The sequence below is a fragment of the Pseudomonas lundensis genome (genome assembly GCF_001042985.1).
GTDB classification, from domain to species: Bacteria; Pseudomonadota; Gammaproteobacteria; order Pseudomonadales; family Pseudomonadaceae; genus Aquipseudomonas; species Aquipseudomonas lundensis.
The window spans coordinates 55,604-73,496 of sequence record NZ_JYKY01000005.1 but is presented as its reverse complement, the minus strand read 5'-3'; the positions used below and the strand labels follow the sequence as shown (position 1 = coordinate 73,496).

The 17,893-nt window shown below is 58.8% G+C and carries 18 protein-coding genes; 11 read left to right on the top strand and 7 right to left on the bottom strand.

Annotated elements, in window-relative coordinates:
- Positions 1-5: 5 nt before the first annotated feature.
- The gene (locus tag TU74_RS05815) at positions 6-908 is read right to left on the bottom strand and encodes a TIGR01777 family oxidoreductase (protein WP_047280033.1); all 903 of its coding nucleotides are present in this window, start codon (positions 906-908) and stop codon (positions 6-8) included.
- Between the two features lie 194 nt (positions 909-1,102).
- Between TU74_RS05815 and TU74_RS05810 the strand changes: the two genes are divergently transcribed.
- From TU74_RS05810 to TU74_RS05765, 10 genes are all read left to right on the top strand, one after another.
- A complete protein-coding gene (locus TU74_RS05810; protein WP_047273335.1) occupies positions 1,103-2,089 on the top strand; it encodes an NAD(P)/FAD-dependent oxidoreductase in 987 nt (328 codons plus the stop codon).
- A gap of 206 nt (positions 2,090-2,295) precedes the next feature.
- Positions 2,296-3,264 carry a YbgA family protein gene (locus TU74_RS05805; protein WP_047273334.1) on the top strand — a complete coding sequence of 323 codons (969 nt, stop codon included), beginning with the start codon at positions 2,296-2,298 and terminating at the stop codon, positions 3,262-3,264.
- Positions 3,265-3,266: 2 nt separating this feature from the next.
- Complete coding sequence (locus TU74_RS05800; RefSeq protein ID WP_047273333.1) at positions 3,267-4,202, top strand: MerR family transcriptional regulator; 936 nt, start codon at positions 3,267-3,269, stop codon at positions 4,200-4,202.
- A 28-nt stretch (positions 4,203-4,230) separates the two neighbouring features.
- Complete coding sequence (gene phrB, locus TU74_RS05795; RefSeq protein WP_047280032.1) at positions 4,231-5,676, top strand: deoxyribodipyrimidine photo-lyase; 1,446 nt, start codon at positions 4,231-4,233, stop codon at positions 5,674-5,676.
- Positions 5,669-6,439: an SDR family NAD(P)-dependent oxidoreductase gene (locus tag TU74_RS05790; RefSeq protein WP_047280031.1), complete on the top strand. Its 771-nt coding sequence runs from the start codon at positions 5,669-5,671 to the stop codon at positions 6,437-6,439. The genes phrB and TU74_RS05790 overlap by 8 nt, the downstream gene beginning before the upstream one ends.
- Positions 6,436-7,683, top strand: coding sequence for an NAD(P)/FAD-dependent oxidoreductase (locus TU74_RS05785; RefSeq protein WP_047280030.1), 1,248 nt, complete (start codon positions 6,436-6,438; stop codon positions 7,681-7,683). Before TU74_RS05790 ends, TU74_RS05785 begins: the two co-directional genes overlap by 4 nt.
- Positions 7,680-8,480, top strand: a complete 801-nt coding sequence (locus TU74_RS05780; protein WP_048375557.1) for a DUF1365 domain-containing protein — start codon at positions 7,680-7,682, stop codon at positions 8,478-8,480. The genes TU74_RS05785 and TU74_RS05780 overlap by 4 nt, the downstream gene beginning before the upstream one ends.
- On the top strand, positions 8,467-9,738 hold the full coding sequence (locus tag TU74_RS05775) for an SAM-dependent methyltransferase (RefSeq protein ID WP_047273328.1): 1,272 nt from the start codon (positions 8,467-8,469) through the stop codon (positions 9,736-9,738). Before TU74_RS05780 ends, TU74_RS05775 begins: the two co-directional genes overlap by 14 nt.
- Entirely contained in the window at positions 9,731-10,225 is a 495-nt protein-coding gene (locus TU74_RS05770) for a DUF2878 domain-containing protein (RefSeq protein ID WP_048375555.1), read from the top strand. The genes TU74_RS05775 and TU74_RS05770 overlap by 8 nt, the downstream gene beginning before the upstream one ends.
- A 56-nt stretch (positions 10,226-10,281) precedes the next feature.
- Positions 10,282-10,587, top strand: coding sequence for a YkgJ family cysteine cluster protein (locus tag TU74_RS05765; RefSeq protein ID WP_047273326.1), 306 nt, complete (start codon positions 10,282-10,284; stop codon positions 10,585-10,587).
- A 2-nt stretch (positions 10,588-10,589) separates the two neighbouring features.
- Here TU74_RS05765 and TU74_RS05760 read toward each other — a convergent pair whose 3' ends face one another.
- From TU74_RS05760 to hemA, 6 genes are all read right to left on the bottom strand, one after another.
- On the bottom strand, positions 10,590-11,108 hold the full coding sequence (locus tag TU74_RS05760) for an acyloxyacyl hydrolase (RefSeq protein ID WP_047273325.1): 519 nt from the start codon (positions 11,106-11,108) through the stop codon (positions 10,590-10,592).
- Between the two features lie 114 nt (positions 11,109-11,222).
- Positions 11,223-12,014: a glutamate racemase gene (murI, locus tag TU74_RS05755; protein ID WP_047282068.1), complete on the bottom strand. Its 792-nt coding sequence runs from the start codon at positions 12,012-12,014 to the stop codon at positions 11,223-11,225.
- Complete coding sequence (locus TU74_RS05750; protein ID WP_048375553.1) at positions 12,007-12,762, bottom strand: molybdopterin-synthase adenylyltransferase MoeB; 756 nt, start codon at positions 12,760-12,762, stop codon at positions 12,007-12,009. Before TU74_RS05750 ends, murI begins: the two co-directional genes overlap by 8 nt.
- Positions 12,756-13,586: a peptide chain release factor N(5)-glutamine methyltransferase gene (prmC, locus tag TU74_RS05745; protein ID WP_047273322.1), complete on the bottom strand. Its 831-nt coding sequence runs from the start codon at positions 13,584-13,586 to the stop codon at positions 12,756-12,758. The genes TU74_RS05750 and prmC overlap by 7 nt, the downstream gene beginning before the upstream one ends.
- On the bottom strand, positions 13,587-14,669 hold the full coding sequence (gene prfA, locus TU74_RS05740; protein ID WP_047280025.1) for a peptide chain release factor 1: 1,083 nt from the start codon (positions 14,667-14,669) through the stop codon (positions 13,587-13,589). It abuts the gene before it with no gap.
- Entirely contained in the window at positions 14,669-15,955 is a 1,287-nt protein-coding gene (gene hemA, locus TU74_RS05735; protein ID WP_047273320.1) for a glutamyl-tRNA reductase, read from the bottom strand. The genes prfA and hemA overlap by 1 nt, the downstream gene beginning before the upstream one ends.
- A 210-nt stretch (positions 15,956-16,165) precedes the next feature.
- Between hemA and TU74_RS05730 the strand changes: the two genes are divergently transcribed.
- Positions 16,166-17,890: a tetratricopeptide repeat protein gene (locus TU74_RS05730; protein WP_047273319.1), complete on the top strand. Its 1,725-nt coding sequence runs from the start codon at positions 16,166-16,168 to the stop codon at positions 17,888-17,890.
- Positions 17,891-17,893: the final 3 nt, after the last annotated feature.

Here is a 17,893-nt window from a genome sequence, read left to right as displayed (position 1 = left end):
CTATTTCAGAGGCGGGCGGACACATCATCGAGTGCCGCTCGCAAATCGGTGAACTGAAAAGTGAAACCGGCTTCGAGCAAGCGTGCGGGGGTCGCCCGCTGCCCGCCCAATAACAACTGCGACATTTCACCCAGCAATACGCGCAATACAAACGCGGGCATGGGCATCACGGCCGGGCGATGCAGCACGCGGCCAAGGGTTTTGGCGAACTCGGCGTTACGCACCGGGTGCGGGGCGCAGGCATTATAAGGACCGGTTGCCGCATTCTCATGCACAAGAAAATCAATCAGGGCGATTTGGTCCTGGATATGAATCCAGGGCATCCATTGCCGACCATTGCCTATCGGCCCGCCGAGCGCCAGCTTGAAGGGCAGCAACAGGCGTGACAAAAAGCCGCCCTCGGCTGACAACACCAACCCGGTGCGCACCAACACCACACGTATCCCCAGTGCCTGCGCACGCAGCGCGGTCTCTTCCCAGGCGATGCACAGGTGACTGGCAAAATCTTCACTGACCGGCGCGGCGTCTTCGGTCAACTCGCGCTCACCGCCATCCCCATACCACCCCACTGCCGACCCGGAAACCAGCACTGAAGGCTTCTGCTCGCGGCTTTCGAGCCATGCCAGCAGGGTTTCGGTCAGGGTGATCCGACTGCTCCAGAGCAACATCTTGCGCTTGCGCGTCCAGGGCCGATCCGCAATCGGTGCCCCCGCCAAATTGATCACGGCATCCACGGGGTCCTGCCCCAGCTCTTCGAGCGTGGCGATGCCCCTGACGCCTGTTCCACAGCGTTCACTCACCTGCGCGGGGCGTCTGCTCCACACCGTCAAACGATGACCTTGGGCCAACCAGTGACGACAAAGCTGGCGCCCTATCAAGCCTGTACCGCCTGTCAGCAATATGTGCATCTGTTCAACCTCGCAGGAAGTTTTATCGCAAGCACTGGTCTATTTTTAGAGAAAGCCCCAATTCGTCGCGCCGTCGGCTGTGTATAAGAATAGGCCAGATGGACCCAGCGAGCACGCTAAAACTTATACCAATAAATAGATTTGTACAGGTATTACCGTCGGCGTAGTCTGTGCAAACAGGAATCGAGGCCACTATGACTGTACCCATCGCAATCATCGGCACCGGCATTGCCGGTCTTTCAGCAGCGCACGCCCTTCAAACAGCAGGTCACACGGTGCACCTGTTCGATAAAAGCAGGGGCAGCGGTGGCCGTATGTCCAGCAAACGCAGTGAAGCGGGCAACCTGGACATGGGCGCGCAGTACTTCACTGCCCGCGATCGACGTTTCGTCGAAGAAGTGCAACGCTGGCAAGCCAAAGGCTGGGCCAGTGAATGGGAACCGCATCTGTACAACCACAAACATGGCCAGCTGACTCCCTCCCCCGACGAGCAAACGCGCTGGGTCGGCAGCCCGCGCATGAGTGCGATCACCCGCGGCCTGCTGGGCAAATCCCACGTGACCTTTTCCTGCCGGATCACCGACCTGATCAAGGGTGAGGCACACTGGCACCTGCAAGACGCAGACGGTCAGGATCATGGCCCCTTCAGCCATGTGATCATCGCGACTCCCGCGCCACAGGCCACGGCGTTACTGGCCGTGGCCCCTAAATTGGCCAGCATGGTGGCCAGCGTGAAGATGGACCCCACGTGGGCCTTGGCGCTGGCCTTTGAAACCCCTCTGGCGACCAAAATGGATGGCTGTTTTGTACAAGACAGCCCGCTGGACTGGCTGGCACGCAACAGCAGCAAACCGGGCCGTGACAACCAGCCCGACACCTGGGTGCTGCATGCCACCAGCGCCTGGAGCCGACAAAACCTCGACCTGCCCAAAGAAGCGGTCATTGAGCAACTGCACGGCGCCTTTGCCGAGCTGATGCACTTCCCCACACCGGCCCCGATTTTTACGCTGGCCCACCGCTGGCTCTATGCACGACCCGCCACGGCCCATGAATGGGGCGCTTTGGCAGACTCAGACCTGGGCTTATATGCCTGCGGCGACTGGTGTTTGTCTGGCCGGGTCGAAGGTGCCTGGCTCAGCGGCCAGGACGCCGCCCGCAAGTTGCTTGAGCATTTGGAATAACGCCCCGCAGGACACGCTCCCCGGACGCCGCCTCGTGCGGCGTCTGCCTACACGGCCTTGGCGTGGGCAGCCTACTCGGGATGCGATACCCCCATAAACACCCAATACCTGTACAAGCTATTTTACTTGTACAAGATCAAGCCTATGATGACCTTAAGTTGTACATCAAACAAAAGATGTACAAGTAATTCTTGGAGGTTCATCACATGGCCAGCGCCGTCTCAGCTCATGACAAACCGAAAATCGCCATCAGCGCCTGCCTGCTGGGAGCTGAAGTTCGCTTTAACGGCGGCCATAAAGAGTCGCGCCTATGCAGCCAGGCCCTGAGTGAACATTTCGAATTTGTGCCGCTGTGCCCCGAGGTCGCCATCGGTCTTGGCATTCCCCGTCAACCCATCCGTCTGATTGGCAACCCGCAACAGCCCCTGGCCGTCGGCAGTGTCGACAGCGCGCTGGACGTCACCGGCCCCCTGCATGACTACGGGGTGGACATGGCGGCCGAACACACCGACATCTGTGGCTACATTTTTATGCAGAAGTCCCCGTCCTGCGGGCTGGAGCGGGTCAAGGTCTATCAGGACGGTGGCCGCCCGGCCGAACTCAGTGGCCGCGGCATATACGCCCGCGCCTTCTGTGACGCGCACCCCAACCTGCCGGTGGAAGAAGACGGTCGTTTAAATGACCCGGTATTGCGCGAGAACTTCATGACCCGGGTCTACGCCTACCGGGACTGGCAAGCGCTGCTCAAACAAGGCATCACACGGCGCAGCCTGACTGAGTTCCATGCCCGGTATAAATATCAACTGATGGCAAACCATCCGGTCCAGTACAAAACCCTGGGCAATTTACTGGGCAGCCTTGGCAAACAAGACCCGCGCGCTATTGCACCGCAGTACTTCAGCGAGCTGATGAAAGCCCTCAAACGATGTGCCACCCGCCGCACGCACACCAATGTGCTGCAACACCTGAGCGGCTACCTCAAACAATCCATCAGCAGTGCCGACAAGCAAGAGATCCAGCAGATCATTGGCCAATACTTGCAGGGCATCGTGCCGTTAGTGGTGCCGCTGACCCTGCTCAAGCACCACTTCCGTCAGCACCCGGACCCCTACATCTCGCGTCAGGTGTACCTGCAGCCGCACCCGGAAAACCTCAGCCTGCGCAATGCCATCTGACCATGAACGACGACCTGATTATGTCCAACACACCTGATACGGACTACAGCCAGGCACTGGCACAAGGTTGGCTGCCCATACGTGATGTTTCGCGTATTACGGGGGTCAACGCAGTGACCTTGCGCGCCTGGGAGCGTCGCTACGGATTGATCGTCCCCCATCGCACCGCCAAGGGGCATCGGCTGTTTTCCACAGAGCATATTCAGCGGATCCAGCAGATTGTGCTGTGGCTCAACCGCGGCGTGGCTGTCAGCCAAATCAAGCCATTGCTTGATGCTCCCGGTCCGTCTGACGAAGCACCCGGCAGCGACTGGCAGGTTTGGCGTCATACCCTGATTGAAGCCATCAGTGAATTGGCCGAGCGCCGCCTCGATGATTGCTTCAACCAAGTCATGTCGCTCTACCCCACACGCCCCTTGTGCGAGCGACTGTTGATGCCGCTGCTCGATGAGCTGGAACAGCGCTGGCAAGGGCAGTTCGGCGCCCAACTGGAGCGGGTGTTCTTTCACACCTGGCTGCGCAGCAAGCTGGGCGCGCGCATTTATCACAACAACCGTTCGCTCAAAGGCGAGCCCGTGCTGCTGGTTAACCACTCGGACCTGCCCTTCGAACCCCAGCTGTGGCTCACCGCCTTGCTGATCAGCAGCAGTCATTGCCCGGTTGAAATGTTCGATGCGCCTTTGCCGGTGGGCGAGCTGGGCCTGGCGGTTGAGCGGCTGGAGCCGCGTGCGGTGGTGCTGTATTCCAGCAAGACCATTAACACCCAGGCATTGAACAAATTACTCAACGGCATCGAGTGCCCGACGTTGATTGCCGGTCCGGCGGTACGCATTCATTACGACGTGTTGTCCGTTAGCACAACCGAGATCGCAGGGCTGTGCCTGGCCAACGACCCCGTCGAAGCGCATCTACGTCTCAACCAACTCGGGCTTTTGTAACGCTCTGCAAGGGGCTCAAGGAACTGACATGCAACTTTTTTGGCTACGAAGCGACCTGCGTCACATGGACAACACCGCCCTGAGCGCCGCCGCAGAGCGTGGCCCCACACTGGCGGTCTATGTGATCAGCCCGCAACAATGGCTGATGCACGATGACGCGGCCTGCAAAGTCGACTTCTGGTTGCGCAACGTGCATACCTTGAGCGAGCGTTTGCGCCAGCTCAATATTCCTCTTTTGATTCGCACCGCCGCCACGTGGGAAGACGTCCCTTCAGTGCTCCTCACGCTGTGCCAAGAGCAAGGCATTCAAGCGTTGCACACCAATCAGGAATACGGCATCAATGAAACCCGCCGCGATACGGCGGTGGCTCAAACCCTCGAAGCCCACGGCATCGCCTTCCACAGCTACCTCGACCAACTGCTGTTTCAACCGGGCAGCATCCTCACCCAGTCGGGCTCGTACTTTCAGGTGTTCAGCCAATTCCGCCGAGTCTGTTACAACCGTTTGCACATGGCCCTGCCGCAGACACTCGCCGCCCCTGCGGTTCAAGCGCCCTTGAATATCCAAAGCGACCCGGTGCCTGCTGCAGTCGACGGGTTTGCCACGCCCGATGACGCGCTGCGTGCGCTGTGGCCCGCCGGAGAGCAAGAAGCCCAAACACGCCTGGCGCGCTTCGCTGATGAACACATCCACTATTACAAGGATGAGCGCGACCTGCCGGCCAAGCCGGGGACCAGCCAGCTTTCCGCCTACTTGGCGGCGGGCGTAATTTCCCCGCGTCAATGCCTGCACGCAGCACTCATGAGCAACAACGGCGAGTTCGAAAGCGGTAGCCCCGGCGCGTCCACCTGGATCACCGAGTTGCTGTGGCGCGAGTTTTATAAACACATTCTGGTCGGTTACCCCCGCGTCTCACGGCATCGCGCCTTCCGCCCCGAGACCGAATTTCTGCCGTGGCGAGAGGCCCCTCAGGAGTTGGCGGCCTGGAAACAGGGCCGCACCGGCTTCCCGATTATTGATGCCGCCATACGCCAACTGCTGGAAACCGGCTGGATGCACAACCGTCTGCGCATGGTGGTGGCGATGTTCCTGACCAAAAACTTGCTGATTGACTGGCGCGAAGGCGAACGCTTTTTCATGCAGCACTTGATTGACGGCGATCTGGCAGCCAACAACGGCGGCTGGCAATGGAGTTCTTCCACCGGTACCGATTCCGTCCCGTACTTCAGAATTTTCAACCCGTTGAGTCAGTCTGAGCGCTTCGATCCCGAAGGCACCTTCATCAAACACTGGCTCCCCGAATTGGCTGATTTGAATAAAAAACAGGTGCATAACCCGGCCTCAGTGGGCGGCCTGTTCGGCGCAGTCAACTACCCTGCTCCTATCGTGAACTTGAGCCAAAGCCGCGACCGCGCGCTCAGCGCCTTCAAAAATCTTCCTACCAGGCACATGTTGGAGATGAGTCATGACTGACGGGCGCAGAATCTGGCTCACAGGAGCCAGCAGCGGTATCGGTGCGCATCTGGCTCAGGTGCTGCTTGAAACAGGCGCCCGGCTCGCCGTCAGCGCACGAAACCCGCAACCGCTTACAGCCCTGTCTGAGCGCTATCCCGGACAAGTTCTGGTTGTCCCCGGCGATTTGACCGACTGCGCTCAGGTGCGTGAGATCGGCATGCACATTGCCCAGACCTGGGGAGCGCTGGACACCGTAATTCTCAATGCGGGCACCTGCGAATACATCGACGTCGACCACTTTGATGCCGCCCTGATCGAGCGCGTCGTACGCACCAACTTATTGGCCACCAGTTATTGCATCGAGACGGCGCTGCCCTTGCTGCGCGCCGGCTCGCGCCCACATCTGGTGGGCGTTGTGAGCTCCGTCACCTATTGGGCGCTGCCACGGGCAGGCGCCTATGGCGCGTCAAAGGCGGGGCTGCGTTACTTGCTGGAATCCCTGCGGCTGGATCTTGCCCATGAAGGGATGGACGTTACCCTCGTCAGCCCGGGCTTCGTGGACACGCCGCTGACTGAAAAAAATGACTTTCCGATGCCCATGCGCTGGTCTGCCGACAAAGCAGCCAACCATATTGCCCAGCGTCTGGAGAAACGCCCGCTGGAGATCGCCTTTCCAACCCCTTTCATCGCGCTGTTGCGCCTGTTGTCCAGCCTGCCCAAGCGCATGCAAGTGGCGCTGGGCAAACGTCTTGCGCGTAATGGCGAGCAACCACACCCATGAAAATCGCGATTATCGGCAGCGGCATATCAGGCCTGACCTGTGGCTATTTACTGCACAAGACCCACGACATCACGGTGTTTGAAGCCAGCGACTGGGTCGGAGGCCACACCCATACCGTCACTGTTGACGTCAACGGGCAATCCTATGCGGTCGACACGGGATTCATCGTTTTCAACGATTGGACCTATCCCAATTTCATCAAACTGATGGACCAACTGGGGGTGCGCTCCAACGCCACTGAAATGAGCTTCTCCGTGCACGATACGGACACGCGGCTTGAATACAACGGCAATACGCTCAACAGCCTGTTTGCCCAGCGCGGCAATCTGCTGTCGCCTGCTTTTTGGGGCATGTTGCGCGACATTTTGCGTTTTAACCGCGAAGCCGTCCGCGACCTGGACGAGCAGCGTATCGCTGCTGACACCCGGCTCGGCGACTATTTGCAACAGCGCGGCTATGGCGAACGTTTCATTGAGCACTACATCGTGCCGATGGGCGCCGCCATCTGGTCCATGTCACTGGCCGACATGCTGACGTTTCCCCTGCAATTTTTCGTACGTTTCTTTAAGAACCACGGCCTGCTCAGCGTCAGTAATCGCCCGCAATGGCGTGTGATTGAAGGAGGCTCAAGTGCTTACGTCAAACCGCTGAGTGCCGGCTTTGCTGATCGAATTCACCTTAATTGCCCAGTGACTCAGGTCGAGCGCTACGAGCAAGGCGTACTGATCCACACGGCAGCCGGTGTTGAGCGATTCGACAAAGTGATTTTTGCCTGCCACAGCGATCAGGCCCTCGCCTTGCTGGCCCAGCCCTCAACGGCCGAAAAGGAAATCCTCGGCGCGCTGCCCTACGCTGACAACGATGTTGTGCTGCACACCGATACGCGCCTGTTGCCTGACCGAAAACTCGCTTGGGCCAGTTGGAATTATCGCCTGGGGTCAGCCGTACAAAAACGCGCTGCCGTGACCTACAACATGAACATCCTGCAAGGTATTCAGAGCGAGACCACGTTCTGCGTCAGTCTTAACCAAACTTCAGCCATCGACCCGCTAACAGTGCTGGCCAGCTTTACCTATGCCCACCCGCAATACAGTTTGCAGGGCATTGCCGCACAAGCGCGCTGGCAAGAACTGCTGGGCGCGAACAACAGCTATTTTTGCGGCGCCTACTGGGCCAATGGTTTCCATGAAGATGGTGTGGTCAGCGCACTGCGTGTGGCCAACGCCTTCGGGCATCGCTTATGAACAGCGCCCTGTATACCGGGTGGATCGCCCACCGGCGCTTCGCGCCCACCGCCCATGCATTTCGTTACCGCATCGGGCTGCTTTATCTCGACCTGGATGAACAAGAGGCGGTCGTGGGCCTCTCCCCTTTGGCCGGAAAAAGCCGACTGGTGCCCTTCTCTTTCCGTGAAACCGATTACCTGAAAACGTACACCCAGACGGGCATGCGCCTGATCGACGCGGTGCGCCAACAAGTCGGTATCGCGTTGGGGCGCACCCCGCAAGGCGCAATCCGCGTGCTCACGCAACCGCGCAGTTGGGGGCTTTCATTCAACCCGGTGAGTTTTTTTTACTGCTTTGAGGCTGACGGCACCTTGGCTGCTGTCTTGTGCGAAGTGACCAATACGCCCTGGCGCGAGCGCTATCACTATGTTCTCCCGGCGCAAGGTGACGGTTTTCAGCACGTCGCCGTGGCCAAGGCTTTTCATGTGTCGCCGTTTCTGCCGCGCGATCTGCAATACCGCATGAGCTTCAGCGCGCCCGACGCGCGCCTCGGTGTCCACATGGCCGACTGGCAAGGTGAGTTAAAACTGTTTGATGCCACCCTCAATCTGCAACGCACGTCGCTGGACCGTGCGGGACTGCATCGCTATGTGCGCCAGTTCCCATGGATGACGGCGAAGACGTGCGTGGCGATTTACTGGCAAGCCATGCGGCTTTTTCTCAAGCGCACACCGATTTTTTCCCATCAGGCCGCCGATGGCGCCTTTCGCATTGCTACTGCGCATAACAAGGAACAACGCCATGAAAAGCCCTAGCCTGGTGAGCAAATCGTCATCGTCGAGTACCCATAATCTGACCAGCGCGCTATTGCGCCGCGGGGTGATGCGCCAATTGGCCCAGTTGAAAAACGGCCACCTGACCGTCGTCGAAAAAGGCGAGCGCCGGACATTCGGCGACCATGGCGCGGGGCTTGTGGCGGAGGTTCACATCCACGACGCCAGCGTGTGGGGCATGATCGCCAGCAACGGTTCGATTGGCGCCGGAGAAGCCTTTATCCATGGCTACTGGAGTTCCCCGGACCTCACAAAAGTGATCCGTGTGCTGGTCAGCAATATGGAAGTGCTGGATGCCATGGAAGGAGGACTGGCGCGTCTGAGCCGCCCATTCATTCGGGGCCTGCACTGGATCAATCGCAACACGCGCAAGGGTTCGCAGAAAAACATTGCCGCGCACTACGATCTGGGCAATGAGATGTTCGAGCAGTTTCTCGACCCGACCATGATGTATTCCGCCGCCCAGTTCCTTACGCCCGACGACACGCTGGAGCAGGCGCAGCTCAATAAATTGGCGCGTATCTGTCAGAAACTCGGGCTGACTGCCGACGACCATTTGCTGGAAATCGGCACGGGCTGGGGCAGCATGGCGTTGTTTGCCGCTCAGCAATACGGGTGCAAAGTCACCACCACGACCTTGTCCAAGGAGCAGTACGACTACACCCTCGCGCGCATCCATGCACTTGGCCTACAAGATCAAGTGACATTGCTGCTTGAGGATTACCGTGATCTGACAGGGCAGTACGACAAGCTGGTGTCCATCGAAATGATCGAAGCAGTCGGTCACCGCTTTTTGCCCAGCTATTTCAAACAGTGTTCCCACTTGCTCAAACCCCACGGCTTGATGCTGCTGCAAGCCATCACCATCCGCGAACAACGCTATGAGCAGGCAAAACGCAGTGTGGATTTTATCCAGCGCTACATTTTCCCCGGCGGCGCTTTGCCCAGCGTGCAGAAGATGCTCGAAATTGTCGGCCAGGACACCGACATGAACTTGATGCACATGGAAGACTTCGGCCTGCATTACGCCAAAACCCTGCACCTGTGGCGCGAGAATTTTCGACGCGCCCATGGCCGTTTGACTGAGTTGGGCTACGACGAATACTTCCTGAGGCTGTGGGAGTTTTACTTGTGCTACTGCGAAGGCGGCTTTCTGGAGCGCAGCATTGGCACCGCGCAATTGCTGCTGGCCAAACCGGGCGCCACTCTCGAACCGCTGTTGGGCCGACTCGATGCTTAACAAGACGCTGGCCAACGCCGCGCTGTTTCAGGTCGGCTGGTTTGCCTGCGTGCTGGGCGGCCACAGCGCCTGGCTCCTGCTGGCAGGCGCGGCCTTGGTTATTCAAGTGCTGTGGATAAAAGCTGACATCCGCCTGGTGCTGCTGGTGTGCGTGCTGGGCAGCGTCATCGACAGCGTTCTGTTGAACGTGGGCGTGTTTGCATTCGACAGTCCAGGAAAGATCATCCCGTTCTGGCTGATGCTGCTGTGGGCCCTGTTGGCCACTACCTTGAATCATTGCCTGGCGTGGACCGCGAAACCGCTCTGGCTTTGCGCAGTGCTGGGCGCCGTGGCAGGTCCGATTTCGTACTATGCAGGGCAGCGCCTGGACGCCGTGGCGTTTCCATTGGGCCTGTGGCCTACCCTGATCGGGCTGGGGGTTGTTTGGGGGGCGTTGTTCCCAACCCTGCAATGGCTGGCAGGTAAATTTTCTCACCCGGCCGGATAGGTGCAGCTGTCAGCTGTTTCACACCTTGATGCGGCACTGCCTTACACTGCGCGCCTATGACCACCATCCCGTTGACTGAAATAACCGAACCCGCCGTCACGTGCTCGACCTGCGCGGCGTGCTGTTGCCAGCTCGAAGTGATGCTGATCACCGACACGGGTGTGCCCGAGCGTTTTATCGATACCGATGACTGGGGAGGCGAAGTGATGTTGCGCCTGGACGATGGCTGGTGTGCAGCCCTGGACCGCAACACCATGATGTGCACCATTTACGAAAAGCGTCCGCTGATTTGCCGCGAGTTCGAAATGGGTGAGGTTGAATGCCTCAACGAGCGTCAAGGCATTGCCACCGCGTATCGCTGAGGTTACAGCGGCATTGTGTAATGCAGGGCGTAGCTCTCAACCCCGTCATTGGTACTGGAAAGCCCGGCGTTGGAGTAATGCGTCGCACGAATCCCGACTTCATGACCACCGTTGAAACGCAGGCCAACACCAATGCGGTCTTCAAACTGGAACGCGGTGCCCAGCTTTTGCTCTTCCACTTCGGTCTTGGAGAACAACGCCATGCCGATCCCTGCTTCGATGTAAGGCTTCACCGTTTCGCCGGCAAATTCGTACACAAATACAGGGGAGAACGACAGGCTGTTACTGCTGGATGACTTCTTGCCATCCCAGAACGTGTAAGCACCGTCCCAATAGCCGGTCAGGCGACCGACATCACTTTGTAGCCAGCTCTTGTCCCAATCGGACTTCAAACCCAGGCGATAGGTCATGCTCGATTGGCTTGTATGCCCTACCCCAAACTCGATACCGGCCGCTTGTGCCGTGTAACTGTGCCCCAGAACCGTTGCTGCGAGAGCAGCCAAGCCTAAAAAGCGCTTCATAAGAAAATCCTATTTTCGTATGCATAGGTCATTTGTTGTGTGCCCCATCAGGCAGGCGTTATGAATCCGATCACAACGTGAAAGTTCAACCCATTTGAACGGACACACATTTTTCTACAGGGCAAAGCTTCGCACAACGCCAGACTTATTCCACAGTGCAGGTAGGATATTTCTCATCTGTTCAGGTAAGGCGCTTGTCCAGAACTGGGTTTCTTGAGCCGGCCCAGTGGCCAAAAGCCCACGTTCACGGAGTAAACGCTGCAATTGACGGGCGACAGCCGCACCGGTATCGATCAGGCAGATCGACGGCGGGAGCATCTGACGGAGCAGAGGCTTGAGGAAGGGATAGTGGGTACACCCCAGGATGATCGTGTCGCACCCGGCAGCCAGCAGCGGCTCGACATAGCCTTGCAACCGTGAGCGCAAGGCCTGGCTTTGCAGGTCGCCGGTTTCGATCAATTCCACCAGCCCGGGGCAAGGCTGGGTGATGACGCGCACATCATTGGCAAACCGGTCCAGCAAGGCGGCGAATTTGGCGCTCTGCAACGTGCCCGTGGTGGCCAGAACCCCCACGACGCCACTTCGGGTCGCGGCCGCAGCAGGCTTGACGGCAGGCTCCATGCCAACGATTGGCCAGTGCGGATAGCGTTGGCGCAAATCTGCCACACCCGCCACCGTGGCGGTATTGCAGGCCAACACGATGGCTTTGGCGCCCTGTTGCTGAAAGAAGTCGGCAATCACCGCACAACGCTGGCGGATAAATTCCGGGGATTTCTCGCCATACGGAATATGCCCACAATCACCGACGTACAGCAGCGACTCATTGGGCAGTAAGGCGTGAATCTCGTTGAGCACTGACAAGCCGCCGACACCCGAGTCGAAGACGCCAATCGGTGCTTCACTCATGGGCTGAACCGCACACGCTGCACGCCGGGTCACGCTTGACCCGCAGCTCGCGAAAACGCGTGCCGAGGGCATCAATCAACAGCAGTCGACCGACCAGCGGTTCACCAAAACCGGCCAGTAGCTTCAAGGCTTCAAGGGCTTGCAAACTGCCCACCAACCCCACCAGCGGGCCGATGACGCCGGCTTCGCTGCAGGTCAATTCATCTTCGCTGCCGTGCCCGTATAAACAGTGGTAACAGGGGCTGGAAGGCTGGCGCGAATCGAAGACCGATAACTGGCCTTCCAGGCGGATGGCAGCCCCGCTCACCAACGGCTTGCGCGCCGCCACACACGCCCGGTTCACGGCTTCACGGGTGCCAAAGTTGTCGCAACAGTCGAGCACCAGATCCACGGCGGCGACTGCATCGGCCAATGAGTCTTCGTCCAGCGCCGTACGGTGGGCAATCAGGGTGATCGCCGGGTTGATCGCGGTAAGCCGGGTCAGGGCCGATTCGACCTTGCTCTCACCGACACTGGCCGTGTCGTGCAGGATCTGGCGTTGCAAGTTGGTGACGTCGACGCTGTCGAAGTCAGCCAGGTGCAACTCGCCCACCCCCGCCGCGGCCAGGTACAACGCCACCGGCGAGCCTAGCCCGCCGAGGCCGACGATCAATACACGGCTGTTTTTGAGGGCCAACTGCCCGGCGATATCGACCTGTTGCAACAGGATCTGTCGGCTATAGCGCAACAGTTCCTGATCGGTCAGCACGGCAGGCGACCCAACGTAATACGTTCGTGAGTGCCCAGGTCTTTGCGGCTTTCAACCTCGACGAATCCCGCGCCCTGCAACAGGTCACGCACGGCAGGCGCCTGATCGTAACCATGTTCAAGCATCAACCAGCCCCCGGCATTCAGGTGGTGCGGGGCTGCGGCGACAATCTCACGAATGTCATCGAGCCCGTCAGCACCGGCGACCAGCGCACTTTCGGGCTCGAAACGCACGTCGCCTTCATCCAGATGCACATCCCCGGCCGCAATGTAAGGCGGGTTGCTGATGATCAAATCAAAACGGTGGCCGGCCAACGCGCTGAACCAATGGCTGTTGAGCACGGTGACATTATTCAATTCAAGGCGCTGCCGGTTGCGCTCTGCCAGCGCCACGGCTTCGAGGATGCGATCAACGGCCGTGACCTTCCAGGCCGGGCGTTCACTAGCCAGGGCCAAGGCGATGGCGCCGCTGCCGGTGCCCAGGTCCAGCACACTGGCCGGGGTTGCAGGCAGCAATTGCAGGGCCGTCTCCACCAGCAGTTCGGTATCCGGACGCGGGATCAACGTGTGCGGGGCCACTTCCAGATCGAGGTTCCAGAAACCTTGCTGCCCCAGAATGTAGGCCACGGGTTCGCCCGCGCGGCGGCGTTGCAGGAAGTCGGCAAAGGTCAGTGCGGCTTCGCTGCTGACAATTTTCTCGGGCCATGTGTGCAGGTAACTGCGCGACTTGCCCAAGGCGGCTGCCAACAACAGCTCTGCATCCAGACGCGCCGTCGGTGAATCGGGCAATTGGGCGGCGCGCAACAAGCTGGCAATGATGGTCATTTATTCACCCAGGGCTGTCAGTTGATCAGCCTGATATTCCGCTAACAACGGTTCGATCACGGCTTCGACGCCGCCTGCGAGCACTTCATCCAGTGAGTACAACGTGAGGTTGACGCGATGGTCAGTCACCCGGCCTTGGGCAAAGTTGTAGGTGCGAATGCGCTCGGAGCGATCTCCCGACCCCACCAACAGTTTACGTTCACTGGCAATCGCGCTCGCGGCGGCGCTGGTTTGCTGGTCGTTCAATTTAGCTGAAAGCCACGACATCGCCCGCGCACGGTTTTTATGCTGGGAGCGTTCTTCCTGGCACTCCACCACAATGCCCGACGGCAAGTGCGTGATGCGGATAGCGGAGTCGGTCTTGTTGACGTGCTGACCACCCGCGCCCGAAGAACGGTAGGTGTCGACGCGCAAATCGGCCGGGTTGATCTCGATCGCCTCTTGTTCGTCAGGCTCAGGCAATACCGCGACGGTGCAGGCCGAGGTGTGAATACGCCCTTGGGATTCAGTCGCCGGGACACGCTGAACACGGTGAACGCCCGACTCGAACTTCAGCTTGCCGTACACGTTCTCGCCTTCAACCCGCGCAATGACTTCTTTATAGCCGCCATGCTCACCGGGGTTTTCCGACAGGATTTCCAGCCTCCAGCCACGCCGTTCGGCATAACGGGAATACATGCGAAACAGATCGCCTGCAAAAATCGCGGCCTCATCGCCCCCGGTGCCCGCCCGGATTTCGAGGAAGACGTTGCGTCCATCGTTCGGGTCCTTGGGCAGCAACATGCGCTGCAGGTCGCCTTCGAGCTCAATCAGTCGCTCTTTGGCTTCGCGCACTTCCTCGACAGCCATTTCACGCATGTCGGGGTCGCTGTCCTTGAGCAAGGCTTGAGCGCCTTCCAGGTCGCCCTGAACTTTCAGCCACTGGCCGTACGCGCCAACAATGGGCTCAACTTCTGCGTATTCCTTGGAATAAGCGCGGAATTTGGTTTGGTCGGAGATAACTTCGCCATCGCCAAGCAATGCGGTCAGTTCCTCAAAACGGTCCTGGAGGATGTCCAGCTTATTAAGCAATGACGCTTTCATTACGATTTTTTATCCGCAGAGCTATGCGATGAGCCCTCACCGAGGGCAAAAAGTTCTTGTGCCATGGCCAGCGCATCGAGGCGGCCTTCGGCGGAAAGCTTTTTCAACTGCACGCTGGGCGCGTGCAGCAATTTATTGGTCAGACCGCGCGCCAATTGGGCCAGCACGTCTTCAGGGTTGCCGCCATTGGCCAGCATTTTCAACGCTTTTTGCAGCTCTTCATCGCGCAGGCGTTCGCCTTGCTGGCGGTAGGCCTTGAGCACATCCACGGCCGCCAGCTCACGCAAACGCACCATGAATTCTTCGGCGCCGATGCTGACCAGCTCTTCGGCGGCTTGAGCGGCGCCCTGGCGGCTCTTGAGGTTTTCAGCCACTACTTCATGCAAGTCGTCGACGGTGTAGAGGTAAACGTCGTCCAACTCGCCGACTTCTGGCTCGATATCGCGAGGAACAGCAATATCGACCATGAAGATGGGTTTGTGCTTGCGCAGCTTCAGCGCGCTTTCAACCGCGCCTTTACCGAGAATAGGCAACTGACTGGCCGTCGAGCTGATGACGATGTCGCTGTGCACCAACTCTTGAGGAATGTCCGACAACAACACGGCATGCGCGCCGAACTGTTCGGCCAACAGACTGGCACGCTCCAGCGTACGGTTAGCAACCACGATACGTTTGACCCCCAAGTCATGCAGGTGTCGGGCGACCAGGGTGATGGTTTCGCCAGCCCCTATCAACAATGCCTGACTGCGCTGCAAGTCACTGAAAATCTGCTTGGCCAGGCTGACCGCGGCAAACGCCACGGAAACCGGGTTTTCGCCGATGGCCGTGTCGGTGCGCACTTGCTTGGCCGAGTTGAACGTGGCCTGAAACAGGCGCCCCAGCAGCGGCCCGACGGTGCCCGCCTCACGCGCCACGGCATACGCCGACTTCAACTGGCCGAGAATTTGCGGCTCGCCCAACACCAGTGAATCGAGGCCTGCGGCCACACGCATCATGTGACGAACGGCAGCATCGTCTTCATGGATGTAGGCGCAAGACTTCAATTCTTCAAGGTCGAGCTGATGGTAATCGGCCAGCCATTTCAGGACGGTATCGGCTGAAATCTGGTCTTGCTCTATATACAGCTCACTGCGATTGCAGGTTGAGAGGATCGCAGCTTCACGACTGTCGGTCAGTCGGCAGAGCTGCTGCAAGGCCTCAACCAACTGCTCCGGGGTAAAAGCCACGCGCTCGCGGACGTCTACTGAAGCAGTCTTGTGGTTAATACCGAGTGCGAGGAAGGCCATTCAAGATCGCTGATGATGACGAGAAGCCGGCAATTGTCCTACTTCGCCAGATTCAGAACAACCATTGCTGACTATTGTCTCTATAGTTAAGGTCTGTTGACGCCCAATTAGCCATCATCTGCATCCTGATATCGATAGTCGCAGCCGTTAGGTTTGCCCTTTCGCATGTGTCATGATGCCCCGACCGCAGGTAAGTCGCCCTTCTCTTATATGAATAGATCCTCCGCGTTGCTCCTTGCTCTTGTCTTCCTCAGTGGCTGCCAGGCCTTGGCTCCCACGTCGCCGGATGAATCGTCCGCGGTTGAAGACACCACTTCTGTGCCCGAAAAGCCAAAGGTCTACAGCTCTTTCAGCGAAGACACGCTGTACAGCCTGTTGAGTGCCGAACTGGCAGGGCAACGTAATCGTCTGGACATTGCGCTGGACAACTACGTGACCCAGGCCATCAATACTCAGGATCCGGGCATTTCCGAGCGCGCATTTCGCATCGCCGAGTACCTGGGCGCCGATCAGGCCGCACTCGACACGTCGCTGATCTGGGCAAAAAACGCCCCGGATGACCTTGAAGCCCAACGCGCCGCCGCCATTCAGCTGGCGCGCAACGGCCGTTACGACGATTCCATCGTGTACATGGAAAAAGTCCTGCAAGCCAAAGGCGATACTCACTTCGACTTTTTAGCGTTGTCAGCCTCTGAATCAGACCCCGAAACCCGCAGCGGCATGTTGAAAAGTTTCAACAGCCTGCTCGCCCGGCATCCGGACAACGGTCAGCTGATTTTCGGTAAAGCCTTGCTCATGCAGCAGGATGGAGACGCCGAAGGCGCACTCAAGTTACTGGAGAACAATCCGCCGCAAGCCGGTGAAGTCGCCCCCGTGCTGTTGCGTGCCAGAATTCTGCAAAGCCTCAATCGCGGTGATGAAGCCCTGCCGCTACTGAAGAAAAGCATTCAGCAATACCCGCAAGACAAGCGCCTGGCGCTCACCTACGCCCGCGCGCTGGTTGAGCAAAACCGCATGGATGAAGCGAAGGCGCAATTCGCCAGCCTGGTCCAGCAATACCCAGAAGACGACGAACTGCGTTTTTCTCTGGCGCTGGTGTGCCTCGAAGGCAAAGCCTGGGATGAAGCCGAAGGGTATTTGCAAACGCTGATCGAACGCGACAGCCATGTCGACGCGGCGCACTTGAACCTCGGGCGTATCGCAGAAGAGCGCAACGACCCCCAAGGCGCGTTGATCGAATACGCTCAAGTCGGCCCCGGCAATGACTACTTGCCCGCCCAACTGCGACAGGCCGACATCCTGATCAGCCACGGTCGCGGCACAGAAGCCTCTGCCAAATTGGCGGCGGCCCGCGACGAGCAACCCGATTACGCCATTCAGCTGTTTTTGATCGAAGCAGAAACGCTGAGTGCGAATAATCAGACAAACCGCGCATGGGATGTCCTTCAGCAAGCGCTGAAACAGTACCCGGATGACCTGAACTTGCTCTACTCGCGCGCCATGCTCGCCGAGAAGCGCAATGACCTGCCTCAACTGGAGAAGGACCTGCGCGCCATCATCGCCCGCGAACCTGACAATGCCATGGCATTGAACGCGCTGGGTTACACCCTGTCAGATCGGACAACACGTTACGCCGAAGCCAAAGCGCTGATTCAACAGGCTTATGACATCAACCCCGACGACCCTGCCGTGCTCGACAGCTTGGGCTGGGTCAATTACCGCCTCGGCAATTTGAATGAAGCCGAGCGGTTATTGCGTCAGGCGCTGGATCGCTTCCCGGACCAAGAAGTCGCCGCGCATTTGGGCGAAGTGCTTTGGGCCAACGGCAAACAGCGTGAAGCCAGGCAAATCTGGGCCAAGTTCCTTAAAGACAACCCAGAAAGCCCTATCCTGCGCAAAACCGTTTTGCGTTTGACCGGATCCGAGACTCTTTAAATC

What these genes read in the sequence shown, in the direction of transcription:
- TU74_RS05770 (WP_048375555.1), top strand. Translation starts at nt 9,731, where the DNA reads ATGCTTAACAAGACGCTGGCCAACGCCGCGCTGTTTCAGGTCGGCTGG.
- TU74_RS05785 (WP_047280030.1), top strand. Translation starts at nt 6,436, where the DNA reads ATGAAAATCGCGATTATCGGCAGCGGCATATCAGGCCTGACCTGTGGC.
- TU74_RS05810 (WP_047273335.1), top strand. Translation starts at nt 1,103, where the DNA reads ATGACTGTACCCATCGCAATCATCGGCACCGGCATTGCCGGTCTTTCA.
- TU74_RS05815 (WP_047280033.1), bottom strand. Translation starts at nt 908, where the DNA reads ATGCACATATTGCTGACAGGCGGTACAGGCTTGATAGGGCGCCAGCTT.
- TU74_RS05805 (WP_047273334.1), top strand. Translation starts at nt 2,296, where the DNA reads ATGGCCAGCGCCGTCTCAGCTCATGACAAACCGAAAATCGCCATCAGC.
- TU74_RS05765 (WP_047273326.1), top strand. Translation starts at nt 10,282, where the DNA reads ATGACCACCATCCCGTTGACTGAAATAACCGAACCCGCCGTCACGTGC.
- TU74_RS05730 (WP_047273319.1), top strand. Translation starts at nt 16,166, where the DNA reads ATGAATAGATCCTCCGCGTTGCTCCTTGCTCTTGTCTTCCTCAGTGGC.
- TU74_RS05800 (WP_047273333.1), top strand. Translation starts at nt 3,267, where the DNA reads ATGAACGACGACCTGATTATGTCCAACACACCTGATACGGACTACAGC.
- prfA (WP_047280025.1), bottom strand. Translation starts at nt 14,669, where the DNA reads ATGAAAGCGTCATTGCTTAATAAGCTGGACATCCTCCAGGACCGTTTT.
- TU74_RS05760 (WP_047273325.1), bottom strand. Translation starts at nt 11,108, where the DNA reads ATGAAGCGCTTTTTAGGCTTGGCTGCTCTCGCAGCAACGGTTCTGGGG.
- TU74_RS05790 (WP_047280031.1), top strand. Translation starts at nt 5,669, where the DNA reads ATGACTGACGGGCGCAGAATCTGGCTCACAGGAGCCAGCAGCGGTATC.
- hemA (WP_047273320.1), bottom strand. Translation starts at nt 15,955, where the DNA reads ATGGCCTTCCTCGCACTCGGTATTAACCACAAGACTGCTTCAGTAGAC.
- TU74_RS05775 (WP_047273328.1), top strand. Translation starts at nt 8,467, where the DNA reads ATGAAAAGCCCTAGCCTGGTGAGCAAATCGTCATCGTCGAGTACCCAT.
- TU74_RS05780 (WP_048375557.1), top strand. Translation starts at nt 7,680, where the DNA reads ATGAACAGCGCCCTGTATACCGGGTGGATCGCCCACCGGCGCTTCGCG.
- prmC (WP_047273322.1), bottom strand. Translation starts at nt 13,586, where the DNA reads ATGACCATCATTGCCAGCTTGTTGCGCGCCGCCCAATTGCCCGATTCA.
- phrB (WP_047280032.1), top strand. Translation starts at nt 4,231, where the DNA reads ATGCAACTTTTTTGGCTACGAAGCGACCTGCGTCACATGGACAACACC.
- murI (WP_047282068.1), bottom strand. Translation starts at nt 12,014, where the DNA reads ATGAGTGAAGCACCGATTGGCGTCTTCGACTCGGGTGTCGGCGGCTTG.